Below are 13867 nucleotides of genomic sequence, written 5' to 3'. Positions count from 1 at the left end.
AATTATCCTCCGGTCGGCACGTTGTGGCGGCATGCATGGGCGCCCGTTTGATCCATCACAAAGCCTCGATGCGGGACAGGTCGGGCCGCTCCAGCCACTGTGCAAACTCATCGGCCAGCTGCTGGCTGGCAGCGGTGGCGGCCTGCCACACCTGCATGCGCGCGGCCAGGTCCTGCCCGTATCGGGTGAAGTCGCCCCGGTCGGGCAGTTTGCCGTTGGGCAGGGTTTTGACCCAGGCCGGGTCGGGCGCCAGCAACAGCATGTGGTCCAGCGCCGGGGTGGCGGGGTGGCGGTGCTTCCACACCTTGTCCAGCCAGCCGGGCACCACCGATTGTTGAAAATGCGGATACAGCACGATGGGTGCTGTGGTGGGCGGCTGGTAACGCAGGTGCAGGTGGTAGTCGGTGATACCGCCGTCCCAATAGGCCCCGGGCGGCGCGCCCGCAATGCCCTGCACCGCGCGCAGCACAAACGGAATGGAGCAACTTGCCTGCAAGGCATCCATAAAGTTGTCGCTGCGCAGCGGCACCTGGCGGGTGCGAAAGTCGTCCGTGCCAAAGGGCAACGCCACCGCCTGCTTGCCAGGGGCGGCGGTGGATGAAAACACCACCCGCTCCAGCCAGGCCCCCAGCGCCTTGCGGTTCACCGCGTTGGCGGCAAAGGCTCCCAGGTAGCCCAGCGGCGTGCGCAGTGCGCCTTCTTGCGCCAACACATGGCGCCCGCGCGAAGTGACCAGGTGCAGATGAAAACGCGGGTGGTTCAGCACCTCTTCAATGCGCCCGCCATAAAACTGCTGCAGGCTGTGGCCAAACTGCTCGCTCACCTGCCGGGCGCTGGGCCGTTTTTCGCCCGGGCGCAGCGCGTAGTGCTGGGCGATGTAGTCGCGTTCCAGCCGTTCAAAGGCCGCCACCGAATCGTGCAGACAAGCCGTGGACATGCGCCAGGCGCCGATGGACGCACCCACCAGGTGCACCCGCTGCTGGCTTTGCGGCAACCACTGACCAAAAATGAAACGGTCCAGCGGACCCAGAATCAGCCCCTTGGGCCCGCCCGCGGCTGCGGGGATCACGCCCACGTCTTGCGGGCGCAGACCGTGCTGGGCGATGTGTTGGCGGGCCTTGGGACCGGCGTAAAGGCTAAGCGCTGGGTGTGCGAGAGACATAAGACCGCGATTGTCTCGCAGCCCGGGGGACCGGCGCGTTTTAGCCGGCTTCCGACGTCTCGGGTGTTTCTTTGTGGCGGGTCAGCGACGGAATTTCTTCGCCAATCACCGTGTCCGGGTCAATGCCCAGCACCAGGCCGATCGGGTCTGGGTAGGTGTTGATCAGACCCTGGCTGCCTATCGACATTTCTTCAGCACGGGCACGCCAAGACGCGATGTGGACCACGCCAGCGACGGGTTCGTACACATCGTTTTCAAAAGGCGCTGTCTGGTGCTCGATGGCGTTGATCATTTTCTTGGGGAAGCTCCACTCCCGTGCCAGCGCGGCACCCACTTCGGCGTAGCTGTAGCCAAAAAGGCCTTTTTCGGCGCGGGCGCGCTTCAGGTCCAGCATGGGAATGCTGCGGTCCAGGTCGATCATCGCCTCGGGCATCGCCATGTGCATCATGAGCTCGCCAATGCCATGAACCAGGCCCGAGGTAAAGGCGGTGTTTTCGTCGACCTTGATGGGCAAGGCGATGTAGCGCGAAAGGTTGGCCGAGTTCAGGCTGTAGCGCCAGAACTGGTTGAGGTTGACGCTGCCCAGGCAATGAAAGCTGTCGCCCAGCGCGGCGCCAATCACCAGCGCGCGCACCTTGATGAGCCCCATCACCTGCATGGCATCGCGTGCGTTGGTCACCGAGCGGTTCAGACCAAAGAAGGCCGAGTTGGCCATCTTCAGGAGCTTGGCGGTAAGCACCGGATCGGACTCGATGTAGGCCGCCGCCTGCAGCATGTCGACCTCTTCCTGCTCAAAGGTCTCGATCAGCTTGCGGACCACCTTGGGTGCGGTCGGGAGTGCGTTGGGCTGTTTCAGGAGCTTGTCGAGGTGCATGGTGTGCCTGCCAATCGGTGGGGTCTGTCTCAGCGGATATGCGCTAAGTGTTATTTCGTCTCTGCGCCTCAAGACTTGAGACTTTTTAGCTCGTTGGTCGGTGAAGCTAATCGGTGAACGCGCTGATCGCCTGGCTGAACGACCATTCGGAGGGATCTTTACCCAGCACGCTGTCGAGATCGAGCCCGAGAGTCAGGCCCACCATGTCGGGGAACGTGGCCACCAGGCCGTTGTTGTCGAGCTGGATTTCTTCGGCCCGAGCGCGCCACGAAGCCAGGTGCAACACACCGCCCAATGGGTCGTAGGCGGCGCCTTCAAAAGGCTCAATCTGGTTGGCCAGTGCCGACACCATGGTGGTGGGAAACTGCCACTTTTCGATCATGCCGGCGCCTACGTCGGCATAGGTGTAGCCAAAAGCCGCTTTTTCGGCGGCGGCGCGCTGCAGGTCAAGCGGCGGCACGCGCATGTCGATCGGCCCTACTTCGTCGGGCATGGCAATGTGCATCACCAGGTCGCCAATGGCGTGGATCAGGCCAGCGGTGAAGGCGTTGCCTTCGTGCTGGCGCAGCAAGCCCGCCAGCGAGCGCGAGATTTCGGCCACGCGCAGGCTGTAGCGCCAAAACTGTTTCAGATCGACGCCAGGGACGTTTTTGAAACTCGCGCCCAGCGCGGCCGCCATGACCAGCGAGCGCACATGGGTCATGCCCAGCAGCGCCACCGCCTCATCAGCACTGCCCACTTTGCGGCTGACACGGAAAAAAGCCGAATTCGACAGCCGCAGCACGCGGGTGGTGAGCGCCGGGTCGCGGCCAATGAGCTCCCCCACCCGTTTCGGGCTGGGGTCTTCCTTGTTCATTTCCCCCAGCAAGTCGGAGACGCTGCGCGGCATGGTGGGCAGCGCCCGGGGATAGTTCAGAAGGGCTTCGAGTTGCATGGGCTGAAGTCCGTAGAGGTGGGTCGGATGTATTACCTGTTGGTATCGACCCAGACCGCCGCAACTTGAGCCCCTGCTGTCGCCTCCCAAGCCACCCTCCCGCACTGCGAAAAAGTGGGTCATCAAGCCGCTTAATAGTGGCAGCAGGGTTTGCTGGGAATACCAACTGCAGGACGAGCTTCAGCGCTTGCCCTGCAGCTTGGCAAATGCCGACGCCATGGCCGACGGTGTGGCCTGTGCGGGGGCTTGCGCACCTCGGGGCGCCGAGCGAGGCCCCTGGCGCGCAGGCTCAAACCGGTTGTCCCGGGCGCCGCCGTCCCGGCCAGACGAGGCCGGTGCGTCGCCCAGCTTCATCGACAACCCGATGCGCTTGCGCGCCACATCCACCTCCATCACCTTGACCTTGACGATGTCGCCGGTCTTGACGATTTCGCGGGCGTCGTTGACGAACTTGTGCGCCAGCTGACTCACATGCACCAGGCCGTCCTGGTGCACACCCAGGTCAATGAAGGCACCAAATTGCGCGACGTTGCTGACCGTTCCTTCCAGAATCATGCCCTCGCGCAGATCGCTGATGTCGTCCACGCCGTCGTTGAAGCGGGCCACCTGGAAGTCGGGGCGCGGGTCGCGGCCGGGTTTTTCCAGCTCGGTCAGGATGTCCTTGACCGTGATGACACCGAATTTTTCATTGGCAAACAGCTCCGGGCGCAACGTTTTGAGCATGTCGGCCCGGCCCATGAGCGCTGCCACCGGCTGGCCGGTCTGCGCCATGATTTTTTCGACCACCGGGTAGGTTTCCGGGTGCACGCCGGTCATGTCCAGCGGGTTGTCGCCACCGCGGATGCGCAGGAAGCCCGCGCTCTGCTCAAAGGTTTTGGCGCCCAGGCCCGCCACGTCCAGCAACTGCTGGCGGCTTTTGAAGGCGCCGTTGGCCTCGCGCCAGCGCACCACCGCCTTGGCCACACTGCTTGATAGGCCCGACACCTTGGACAGCAGCGGCACGCTGGCCGTGTTCAGGTCCACGCCCACGCCGTTCACGCAGTCTTCCACCACCGCGTCCAGCGTGCGGGCCAGGTCGCTCTGGTTCACGTCGTGCTGGTACTGGCCCACGCCAATGCTCTTGGGGTCGATCTTCACCAGCTCGGCCAACGGGTCTTGCAACCGCCGGGCAATGCTGGCCGCACCACGCAGACTCACGTCCACGTCGGGCATTTCTTGAGAAGCAAATTCGCTGGCCGAATACACCGAAGCGCCCGCCTCGCTCACCACCACTTTTTGCATGCCGTGGCAGGGGTGACCGGGTTCGGTGCCTTTTTGCACCAGCTTGATCAGGTCGGCGGCCAGTTTGTCGGTTTCACGGCTCGCCGTGCCGTTGCCAATGGCAATCAGGTTCACGCCGTGCTTCTCACACAGCTTGGCCAGCGTGTGCAGCGAGCCCTCCCAATCGCGCCGGGGCTCGTGCGGGTACACGGTCGATGTGTCCACCAGCTTGCCGGTGGCGTCCACCACGGCCACCTTCACACCGGTGCGAATGCCCGGGTCCAGCCCCATCACCACGCGCGGGCCAGCCGGTGCGGCCAGCAGCAGGTCGCGCAGGTTGTCGGCAAATACCTTGATCGCCACCGCCTCGGCGCTTTCGCGCAGGCGGGCAAACAGGTCGCGCTCGCTGGACAGGCTGAGCTTCACGCGCCAGGTCCAGGCCACGCATTTGCGCAGCAAATCGTCTGCCGCCCGGCCCTTGTGGCTCCAGCCCAGGTGCAGCGCAATGCGGCCTTCGGCCAGCGACACGGTGGGCGCGGACCGGCCGGTTGCCGTCAGCACCGGCTCGGGCTCGGGCAACACCAGCTTGGCGTCCAGCATTTCCAGCGAACGCCCACGAAACACCGCCAGCGCACGGTGCGAGGGCACGCGGGCAATGGGTTCGTCGTAGTCAAAATAGTCGCGAAACTTCGCCACATCGGGGTGGTTTTCATCCTTGCCGGCCACCAGCGTGCTTTTCAGCAGGCCTTCGGCCCAAAGCCATTCGCGCAGGTTTTGCAGCAGCGTGGCGTCTTCGGCCCAGCGCTCACTCAAAATGTCGCGCACGCCGTCCAGCACCGCCTGCGGCGTCGAAAAGTCGGCACCGGGCTTGCCGTCGTCCAGCACTTCGGCTGGCCTGGTGAACGCAGCGGCTTCGGCCAGCGGGTCCAGCGTCGGGTCGGCAAACAGCTTGTCGGCCAGCGGCTCAATGCCAAATTCCCGCGCAATCTGCCCTTTGGTGCGGCGCTTTTGCTTGAACGGCAGATACAGGTCTTCCAGTTCCTGCTTGGTCGGCGCGGCCGCAATGGCGGCGCGCAAAGCGTCGGTCAGCTTGCCCTGTTCGTCGATGCTTTTCAGCACCGTGCCACGGCGGTCTTCCAGCTCGCGCAGGTAAACCAGCCGGTGTTCCAGTTCCCGCAACTGGATGTCGTCCAGTCCGTCGGTGACCTCTTTGCGGTAACGGGCAATGAACGGCACGGTGGCGCCACTGTCCAGCAGCTCGACAGCGGCCTTGACCTGGTGAACGCCGACCCGAATTTCCTGCGCGATCTGCGCGATGATTTTTTGCATGTCCCTAGGGGCTCCAGCGGCCCGGTGTCATTCGAAGCGGGGGAGTTTGCCACATGGGCGGTGACCGATTTCGGTACGCTGATTGCGGAGCGTCGTCCATCACATGGGTGTTCCGCTCGCTCGGAATGGCTTGGGCTCATTTGGTGAAGCCCCTCGGTTCGCGTTCAATCTGCTCGATGCTCGCCATCCAGGAGTTCATTGTCCCGGCGCTTGCGGGGATGCGCGCCCTTACTGCGTGCGTTGCCCGGTGGGCGCGGGGCAGAACGCCTTTGTAACAATCAGCAACAAGGCAGAAGGCTGCGCACCGCTGTCGGTGCTGGCGCTGGCAGAGGGATTGGTCGACTTGGAGTCCCCATCACCGCCTTGAATGCGCCGCAGCGCGGGTGTTCGTTCAGCGCCCCTTAGCCGGCGGTTCCATGGCGGCCTTGTAGATGCTGTTGCGGGGTGTTGCCATCAGGCGCCTCAGCATGGGCTCGAAGTGGTCGAGCGGCAGGGCTTCCACGGCGGGGTCGAAGGCCCGGTTGTCGTACAGCTCGACGAATTCGGCCGTGCGGTCGTAGTGTGGGTGCGCCTTGAACTGGTCGCGCATGTGGCGGTCCAGCCCGATGTGGTGGAAGAAGTTGTAGCCCTGGAACACGCCGTGGTGCTGCACCATCCAGAGGTTTGCGTCGCTGACGAAGGGTTTAAGGATGGCGGCGGCGATGTCGGGGTGGTTGAAGCTGCCCAGCGTGTCGCCAATGTCGTGCAGCAGCGCGCACACCACGTATTCCTCGTCCCGTCCGTCCTGCAGCGCCAGCGTGGCGGTCTGGCGGGAATGGGTCAGTCGATCGACCGGAAATCCGCCAAAGTCGCCGTCGAGCAGACGCAGGTGGTCGAGGATGCGGTCAGGCAGCGACTTGGCCATCTTCATGGCCTCAGGGACGATGATTTGCCAGTCTTCCCTTGTGCTTTCTTCCATGCAGGTGAATTGGGCGCGAGCGTTCATGGGGTAGCCCTCAGCGCCTGGCGCAAGCCTTCGCCAATCTCCGGCCGTTCGGCAAACGGATCGGCCGGGTTGGTGCCGGCCACGATGGCGTCGAAACGCTGGCGGGCGTTGCCCAGTGCTTTGGGGTGGCTGTAGATGTAAAACTGGTCGGCGCGCATGGCGCTAAACACCATGTCGGCCACCTGGGCGGCGGTGATTTTGCCGGAGCTCACGGCTTTGTCGCTCATGGCCTGGCCGATCAGTTGGCTCTGGGTGGCTTGCTCATCGGCCAGCTCGGCGGGTTTGTTGCGGTGGCTCTGGCTGATGCCGGTGGGCACGAAATACGGGCACAACACGCTGGCGCTCACCTGGTCGCTCACCAGTTTCAGGTCTTGGTAGAGCGTTTCGGTCAGGCTCACCACGGCGTGTTTGCTCACGTTGTAAATGCCCATGTTGGGCGGTGTCAGCAGGCCCGCCATGCTGGCGGTGTTGACGATGTGGCCCCGATACGCCGGATCGGCCTTGGCAGCGGCCAGCATCATGGGGGTGAACAGGCGCACGCCGTGGATGACGCCCCACAGGTTCACGCCCAGCACCCATTCCCAGTCTTTCACCGAGTTTTCCCAGATCAGGCCGCCCGAGCCCACGCCGGCGTTGTTGAACACGAAGTGCGGCGCGCCAAAGCGCTGTTGCACCTCGGTGGCCAGAGCATCCATTTGCTCGGCGTTGGACACGTCGACCCGGCGCGCGAGCACCTGCGCGCCCGCGGCTTCCATCTCGGCCTGGGCTTTGTCCAGCGCGTCTTGCTGCACGTCCACCAGCACCAGGTTCATGCCCAGCCGGGCGCCGATGCGGGCACATTCAAGCCCGAAGCCCGAGCCGGCGCCAGTGAGTACCGCGGTTTTGCCTTTGAAGTCTTCAATCATGGGGTCTCCTGTGGGTGGTTCAGCGCCGGATCATTTCGGTGTGCGCAATGCCGTCTTCGTCATACAAATCGCCCACGGCTTCAAAGCCGTGCTGCTGGTAAAAGTGTTGCAGGTGCGCCTGCGCGCCAATGCGGATGGGCTGCACGCCCCACAGGCTGTAGAGGGTGCGCACCGACTCGGCCATGAGCACATGGCCCAAGCCGGTGCCGCGCGTGGTGGGCGCCGTCACCACCCGGCCAATGCTCGCCTCGGTGTACTTGAGGCCCGCCGGCACCAGGCGGGTGTAGGCCAGCAACTCGGGTTCGCCTGCGGGGTTCAGGCGTTCGCCCAGCAGGTGCATGCAGGCCGGGTCGGCACCGTCCAGGTCTTGAAAGGCGCAGGCCTGTTCCACCACAAACACCGCGCTGCGCAGTTGCAGCAGCGCGTACAGCGTGCGCGGCAACAAGGCGCCAAACGGCAGGCAGCGCCAAGCCACGGGTGCAACGGCTGGGGGCAAAGCGGTCGGGCTCAAGCGCGCACTTCCCGCAGCACAAAGCCGATGCGCGGAAAGTGCACATGCAACGTGCCCGCGCGTTCGTCGGTGCGCTCCAGCGTGTAGCGGGTGCGGGTGGCGGCGCGCAAGATGCCTTCGGTGGGCTCCTGGCCAAAGGCTTCGGCGGCCACGGTGACGCGGCTGCCCAGCGGTATGCCGTGTTCGTCCTGAAATGCTTCGTCACCCAAGGGTGCGGGCTGGGCGGCAGCGGCCACGGCAATGGCTTCGGCCGAACTGAGCTTGCTCAGGTGGCCATGGCCAAGCGCGGCCATGCGGTCCATCCAGGCGAGCACGGCCGGGGTGGCGTCCAGAACGCCGGCCATGGCCGGGTTGATGACGCGGCTGAACCACAGCGGGTGGTAGGCGGCAAAGTCGGCCACGCAGGGGGCTGCACCCAGCAAAAATGGCGCGTCTTCCAGCATGTTGGCCAGGCGGCGTAGGTAGCTTTTGTAGGCGGCGGTGGCGTCACCAGGGCGCAGGCTGGTCATGCCGGCGCGCATGGCGCCGCGGTCGGCGGCAAAGGCTTGCGCGGCTTCGGGTGGCTGCCCGGCAAACAGGGCCGCCGCACCACGGGGGCTGAGGTTGTGGCCCATGGCGGCCCAAAACAGCGTGCTGTCGGCCCACTGCGCCAGCACGCGGGCCACGCCTTTTTGGTGTTCTGGGTAGAGCGTGGGCTTGGGCTGGCGGTGCTCCAGCACGTCGCAAATCAGCGCGGTGTCGCAGTACACGTCGGCACCGATCTGCAAAAACGGGGTGCGGCGGTAGCCGCCGGTGAGCGCCAGCACATCGGGCTTGGGCATGATGCGCGGGATCACCACGCTCTGCCAGGCCAGCTGCTTGTGGCCCAGGATCAGGCGCACCTTTTCAGAAAAGGGCGATGTGGGGTAGTGGTGAAGAATGAGGTCGGTCATGGCGTTTCGCGTTTGGGTCGGGTCTTGTTGAGGGCTTCGACAGGCTCAGCCTGAACGGATATTTCGCGGCTCACGTGGGCAGGGCCCGGTGGATGATGCTGTCAAAGTCCACGCCTGCGCCCAGCGACCCAAAGCTCAGGCCCCAGTCGCCGCCCAGGCGCGAGTCGCAGAAGGCGCCGAACACAGCGCCGGGCGCGGTTTGCGCCAGCAGCGCGGCCTGAACGGTCAGCGCCACGTCTTGCGCCAGGCGGCGGGCTTCCATTTCGGTGGCCATCAGCTCCACGCGGGTGGGCAGGCTGGCCGCTAGGTGGTCCAGCGCGGGGTGCATGCCCTTGGCGGGCGCCAGCTCGTGGGCCAGCGCGGCGGCGGCATCGGCCTTGCGCAGGGCACGCAGCAGGTCCAGCGCCATGATGTTGCCCGCGCCTTCCCAGATGCTGTTCACCGGCATTTCGCGGTAAATGCGCGCCATGATGCCTTCACCGCCCTCTTCCACATAGCCGTTGCCGCCCAGGCATTCCATGGCTTCCTGGGCGAAATAGCTGCCGCGTTTGCAGATCCAGAACTTGGCCACGGGCGTGAGCAGGCGCTGCATCACGCGCTCGTGCTCGTCGTTGGCGGCGCGGTCGAAGCTGCGCGCCAGCCGCAGGGCCAGCGCGGTGGCGGCTTCGGACTCCAGCGCCAGATCGGCCAGCACGTTTTTCATCAGCGGCTGATCGATCAGCTTTTTGCCGAAGGCGCTGCGCTGGGTCGTGTGGTTCAGTGCGATGGAGAGCGCCTGGCGCATCAACGCGCTGGTGCCCAGGGCGCAGTCCAGCCGCGTCATGGTGCCCATGGCCAGGATCTGCGGCACGCCCCTGCCCTCCTCGCCCACCAGCCAGGCCGTAGCACCGCTGAACTCCACTTCGGAACTGGCGTTGGCCTTATTGCCCAGCTTGTCTTTCAGGCGCTGGATGAAGAGCGCATTCAGCGAACCGTCGGGCAGCACGCGCGGCAGGAACAGGCACGACAGGCCGGAGGGCGTCTGCGCCAGGATCAGGAAGGCGTCGCACATGGGCGCCGAGAAGAACCACTTGTGGCCGGTCACCTTGAAGCGCTGGCCCCAGTCGTCCGACCCAGCGGGCACCGCCTGCGTCGTGTTGGCCCGCACGTCGGAGCCACCCTGCTTTTCGGTCATGCCCATGCCCATGGTCACGCCGGCCTTGTCTTTCCAGAGCTTCAGCGCCGGGTCGTAGGCGCGACTGGTGAGCTGGGGCGCCCAGTCAGCGTAGATGGCCGGGTTGTCCTTGAGGGCCGGCGTGACCGCGTAGGTCATGGAGATCGGGCAAAGGATGGAAGGCTCCAGCTCGGTGAAGAGCATGAAGCCCGCTGCGCGATTCATGTGCGCCATGCCGGTGGCCTGCTCGGCCTCCGAAAACGCGGTGCCGTGCAGGCCGGCCGCGGTGGCCGCCGACATCAGCGCGTGGTAGCTCGGGTGGAACTCCACCTGGTCGATGCGGTGACCAAAGCGGCTGTGGCTCTTGAGCTGCGGCGTGAACACATTGGCCAGGCGCGCATGCTGCTGCATCTCCGCGCTGCCGACCTGCTGGCCGAGGGCGCGCAACGGTGCGGTGTCGAGTGCTGGCGCATTGAAGCGCAGTGCATCCTGCAGCGCCCGGTTGCCCTCGAACAGGTTGACATCGACCAGCGGCTCGGGCTGATTGAAGACTTCGTGGGTCGTCATGTTTGCTCCTACGGTCCATCCATCGCCAACGCAAGGGGCCTGGTCTCGCTCCGATCAGAGCGGAACACCCCGACCCAGCCAGTCGGACTGCTGTCGGTCCGCCACCAGCAGGCCGGCACCATCCCCGGGCAAGGCTGCGACACAGCGCCCTGCTTCGTCCCAGAACGCACTGCGTCCTGCGCACAGAAAACCACCCGAAGGGCTGCCCATGTTCGCCAGCAGAACGGGCATCTGGTGTGTGATCGCGTGGGTTTTCAACAAGGCTGCATCAGCGGCATAACCCTGCCCGGACACGACCATTCCCGCCAGATACAGCGTGGCGCCCGCCCCGTGCGCGGCCTTCGGGTGGGTGGCATGACTCACGTCCGCACAGATGGCCAGACCGCACTGCCGCCCAGACACATCGAACACGAACGGCTGAGTGCCCCCCGCGCTCGCGTAGAGCTCCTCACCAGGATGCAGGTGCTGCTTGTGATAGACCTGCACACCGCTATCAGGCCCAATGACCAGCGCTGAAATGTGCGGCAACGCCTCCGCGTTGTGCACCCCGGCCGGCGCCGTGGGTGCCCCTACGACCAGGGTCATCGCGTGGCGCCGGGCGGCCTCTTTCAACGGAGTCAGGAGGGTGTCGTGTGGGGGCGTGAGGCACTGCCTCAGCATGGTTGGCTCGTACCCCGACAACGACAGTTCGGGAAACAGCAACAGCTGCACACCGTGGCGCGCCGCAACCTCCACCATGTGAATGTGCTGATGCAGATTGGCCACCCGGTCCCCGGCCACCGGGGTGGTCTGCGCGGCAGCGATCGTGAACAGCTCGTGCACGGGGACTGGCATCAGGGAATCAGTTTGACCAACTGTTTGCCGAAGTTCTTGCCCTTGAGCAGGCCCATGAAGGCCTCGGGCGCGTTCTCCAGGCCCTGGGCGATGGTCTCGCGCGGGCGCAGCTTGCCGGTGGCGACCAGGGTGCCCAGCTCGGTGAGCGCTTCGGGCCAGACTTCCATGTGCTCGCTGACGATGAAGCCTTCGACCTTGAGGCGGTTGACCAGGATCAGGGCCGGGTTCGTCAGGGGCAGTGGCGCGCCGTCGTAGCCGGCGATCATGCCGCAGACCGCAATGCGGCCAAAGGCGTTCATGCGCAGCAGCACCGCGTCGAGCACCATGCCGCCCACGTTTTCAAAGTAGCCATCAATGCCGTTCGGGCATTCCTGCTTCAGGGCTTTGGCCAGTGAATACATGTCCTGGTGCAGCTTGTAGTCGATGCAGGCGTCAAAGCCCAATTCGGTGACCGCGTACTGGCATTTGTCCGGCCCACCCGCAATGCCCACCACGCGGCAGCCACGTGCTTTGGCCAGCGCGGCAAACGCGCTGCCCACCGCGCCCGTGGCGGCGCTCACCACCACGGTTTCACCGGCTTTGGGGTTGATGATCTTGACGAGCCCGTACCAGGCGGTCACACCAGGCATGCCCACCGCGCCCAGGTAATACGACAGCGGCACGTGCGTGGTGTCCACCTTGCGCAGCGCACCGGGCTGGGTGGCGTCCACCACGCTGTACTCCTGCCAGCCGCCCATGCCCACCACCTGGTCGCCGGCCTTGAGTTTGGGGTGTTTCGATTCGACCACCTCGCCTACGGTGCCGCCAATCATCACCTCGCCCAGCGGCTGCGACGCGGCGTAGCTCTTGCTGTCGTTCATGCGCCCGCGCATGTACGGGTCCAGGCTCAGGTAGTGGTGCTTCACGAGCACCTGGCCGTCGGCCAGGGGCGGCGTTTCGGTGGTGACCAGCTTGAAGTTGTCCACGGTAGCTTCGCCTTGGGGGCGGTTGTCGAGCACGATTTGGTGGTTGGTGGGCATGGGGTGGGTCTCCGGTGGGTTAGGTATGAGGCCGATCAGTCGGTCTTGATGGTGTTGAGAGCCTGGGTGCTTTTGCCACCCACGGGCAGGCGGGCGACAAATTTGAAGGTGCCGGTGGCGTGGGCGCAGAGCTTGCCGGCCGCGTCAAAAATGCTGCCCTCGGTGAAGGCCATGGTGGCGGTTCGGTGCAGCAGGCGGCCTTTGGCCAGCAGCGGCCCTTTGGCGGCGCGCATGAAGCTGGTTTTCATTTCAATCGTGACGCAACCCATGGCCGGCTCAACCGTGCGTGCGGCGTGCGCCATCACCACGTCGAGCAGCGTCATGCTGGCGCCACCATGCACCACGTTGAACGAGTTTTCATGCTCGGGCTGCGGCGCAAAGGCGATCTCTGCCTCGCCGCCCTCGAATTTCTGGAGCTCGAAGCCGAGCAGCTCGACAAAGGGAATGTGGACCGAAAACTGCATGGAGACTTGTCAAAAATGACCGTTCGTCCTGAGCCTGTCGAAGGACTTGCGCGGTGTTCGTGTGAAGGCTTCGACAGGCTCAGCCCGAACGGTATGGGGTGAATTCATTCAGCCTCCCGTGATAACCGAGACACCGCCATCGACGGCCAGCCATTGCCCGGTGATGTGTTTGCCAGCGTCGGACGCGTACAGCACCGTCAGGCCTTTCAGGTCTTCGTCGTCGCCCAGACGACCCAGTGGCGCATGGGCGGCCAGTTTCTCTTCACCCATGGCCTTCAAGGTGCCCTGGGTCATTTTGCTGGGGAAGAAACCCGGGCAAATGGCGTTGACGCGGATGCCGTGGGCGCCCCATTCGGCAGCCAGCGCGCGGGTGAAGTTGATCACCGCGCCCTTGGACGTGTTGTAAGCAATGGTCTTCATGCCCGACGGGTTGCCGCCCAGGCCGGCGATGCTCGCGGTGTTGATGATGCTGCCCGACCGGCGCGGAATCATGCTGCCCTTGGCGATGAGCTGGCTCAGCAAAAAGTAGCTGCGCACGTTGAGGTTCATCACCTTGTCCCAGGCTTCCAGCGGGTGGTCTTCGGCCGGTGCGCCCCAGGCGGCGCCGGCGTTGTTCACCAAAATGTCCACGTCGCCCACACGCTGCAGGGTTTCGCTGGTGAGGCGGCGAATGTCTTCTTCCAGCGAGCAGTCGGCGGCAATCCAGCGCGCGTCAATGCCGGCAGCCTGCAGTTCGGTGGTCGCCTCTTCCAGGTCAGACGCTTTGCGCGAGCTGATCACCACACGGGCACCGGCCTCGCCCAGCGCATGCGCCATTTGCAGGCCCAGCCCGCGCGAGCCGCCGGTGATGAGGGCGGTTTTGCCCTTGAGGTCAAAGAGTTGCTGGATGTTTCGGGTCATGTTGTCTCCTTCAGGTTTGTTGGGCTCCCTCCCCCGCT

General features: G+C 64.9%; 13 protein-coding genes. All 13 read right to left on the bottom strand.

Features of this window, described 5'->3' with window-relative positions:
* Positions 1 to 55 precede the first annotated feature (55 nt).
* Positions 56 to 1162, bottom strand: coding sequence for a patatin-like phospholipase family protein (locus tag AC0GNR_RS12470; protein ID WP_472901279.1), 1107 nt, complete (start codon positions 1160 to 1162; stop codon positions 56 to 58).
* Between the two features lie 40 nt (positions 1163 to 1202).
* A complete protein-coding gene (locus tag AC0GNR_RS12465) occupies positions 1203 to 2036 on the bottom strand; it encodes an HDOD domain-containing protein (protein WP_472901278.1) in 834 nt (277 codons plus the stop codon).
* Positions 2037 to 2142: 106 nt separating this feature from the next.
* Positions 2143 to 2970 (bottom strand): HDOD domain-containing protein, encoded by an 828-nt coding sequence (locus tag AC0GNR_RS12460; protein WP_472901277.1) that lies wholly within the window; start codon positions 2968 to 2970, stop codon positions 2143 to 2145.
* Positions 2971 to 3150: 180 nt separating this feature from the next.
* The gene (locus AC0GNR_RS12455) at positions 3151 to 5559 is read right to left on the bottom strand and encodes a Tex family protein (protein ID WP_472901276.1); all 2409 of its coding nucleotides are present in this window, start codon (positions 5557 to 5559) and stop codon (positions 3151 to 3153) included.
* Between the two features lie 391 nt (positions 5560 to 5950).
* On the bottom strand, positions 5951 to 6544 hold the full coding sequence (locus AC0GNR_RS12450) for an HD domain-containing protein (RefSeq protein WP_472901275.1): 594 nt from the start codon (positions 6542 to 6544) through the stop codon (positions 5951 to 5953).
* On the bottom strand, positions 6541 to 7449 hold the full coding sequence (locus AC0GNR_RS12445; protein WP_472901274.1) for an SDR family oxidoreductase: 909 nt from the start codon (positions 7447 to 7449) through the stop codon (positions 6541 to 6543). The genes AC0GNR_RS12450 and AC0GNR_RS12445 overlap by 4 nt, the downstream gene beginning before the upstream one ends.
* 19 nt (positions 7450 to 7468) lie before the next feature.
* Positions 7469 to 7960, bottom strand: a complete 492-nt coding sequence (locus AC0GNR_RS12440; RefSeq protein WP_472901273.1) for a GNAT family N-acetyltransferase — start codon at positions 7958 to 7960, stop codon at positions 7469 to 7471.
* Positions 7957 to 8892, bottom strand: a complete 936-nt coding sequence (locus AC0GNR_RS12435; RefSeq protein ID WP_472901272.1) for a glutathione S-transferase family protein — start codon at positions 8890 to 8892, stop codon at positions 7957 to 7959. The genes AC0GNR_RS12440 and AC0GNR_RS12435 overlap by 4 nt, the downstream gene beginning before the upstream one ends.
* Before the next feature lie 70 nt (positions 8893 to 8962).
* Positions 8963 to 10612 (bottom strand): isovaleryl-CoA dehydrogenase, encoded by a 1650-nt coding sequence (locus AC0GNR_RS12430; RefSeq protein ID WP_472901271.1) that lies wholly within the window; start codon positions 10610 to 10612, stop codon positions 8963 to 8965.
* Positions 10613 to 10666: 54 nt separating this feature from the next.
* Positions 10667 to 11434, bottom strand: a complete 768-nt coding sequence (locus tag AC0GNR_RS12425; RefSeq protein WP_472901270.1) for a carbon-nitrogen hydrolase family protein — start codon at positions 11432 to 11434, stop codon at positions 10667 to 10669.
* A gap of 11 nt (positions 11435 to 11445) precedes the next feature.
* Entirely contained in the window at positions 11446 to 12465 is a 1020-nt protein-coding gene (locus AC0GNR_RS12420; RefSeq protein WP_472901269.1) for an NADP-dependent oxidoreductase, read from the bottom strand.
* Positions 12466 to 12500: 35 nt separating this feature from the next.
* Positions 12501 to 12929 (bottom strand): PaaI family thioesterase, encoded by a 429-nt coding sequence (locus tag AC0GNR_RS12415; protein WP_472901268.1) that lies wholly within the window; start codon positions 12927 to 12929, stop codon positions 12501 to 12503.
* Between the two features lie 108 nt (positions 12930 to 13037).
* Positions 13038 to 13829, bottom strand: a complete 792-nt coding sequence (locus AC0GNR_RS12410) for an SDR family oxidoreductase (protein WP_472901267.1) — start codon at positions 13827 to 13829, stop codon at positions 13038 to 13040.
* Between the last annotated feature and the right edge of the window lie 38 nt (positions 13830 to 13867).

It is taken from the genome of Hydrogenophaga sp. LT287, from assembly GCF_055702805.1.
The sequence above is the reverse complement of the archived record's forward strand: the minus strand, read 5'-3'. Positions and strand labels throughout refer to the sequence as shown.

Coding starts and splice junctions, on each gene's coding strand:
- AC0GNR_RS12430 (WP_472901271.1), bottom strand. CDS start 10,612: ATGACGACCCACGAAGTCTTCAATCAGCCCGAGCCGCTGGTCGATGTC.
- AC0GNR_RS12450 (WP_472901275.1), bottom strand. CDS start 6,544: ATGAACGCTCGCGCCCAATTCACCTGCATGGAAGAAAGCACAAGGGAA.
- AC0GNR_RS12445 (WP_472901274.1), bottom strand. CDS start 7,449: ATGATTGAAGACTTCAAAGGCAAAACCGCGGTACTCACTGGCGCCGGC.
- AC0GNR_RS12435 (WP_472901272.1), bottom strand. CDS start 8,892: ATGACCGACCTCATTCTTCACCACTACCCCACATCGCCCTTTTCTGAA.
- AC0GNR_RS12455 (WP_472901276.1), bottom strand. CDS start 5,559: ATGCAAAAAATCATCGCGCAGATCGCGCAGGAAATTCGGGTCGGCGTT.
- AC0GNR_RS12420 (WP_472901269.1), bottom strand. CDS start 12,465: ATGCCCACCAACCACCAAATCGTGCTCGACAACCGCCCCCAAGGCGAA.
- AC0GNR_RS12465 (WP_472901278.1), bottom strand. CDS start 2,036: ATGCACCTCGACAAGCTCCTGAAACAGCCCAACGCACTCCCGACCGCA.
- AC0GNR_RS12415 (WP_472901268.1), bottom strand. CDS start 12,929: ATGCAGTTTTCGGTCCACATTCCCTTTGTCGAGCTGCTCGGCTTCGAG.
- AC0GNR_RS12460 (WP_472901277.1), bottom strand. CDS start 2,970: ATGCAACTCGAAGCCCTTCTGAACTATCCCCGGGCGCTGCCCACCATG.
- AC0GNR_RS12470 (WP_472901279.1), bottom strand. CDS start 1,162: ATGTCTCTCGCACACCCAGCGCTTAGCCTTTACGCCGGTCCCAAGGCC.
- AC0GNR_RS12410 (WP_472901267.1), bottom strand. CDS start 13,829: ATGACCCGAAACATCCAGCAACTCTTTGACCTCAAGGGCAAAACCGCC.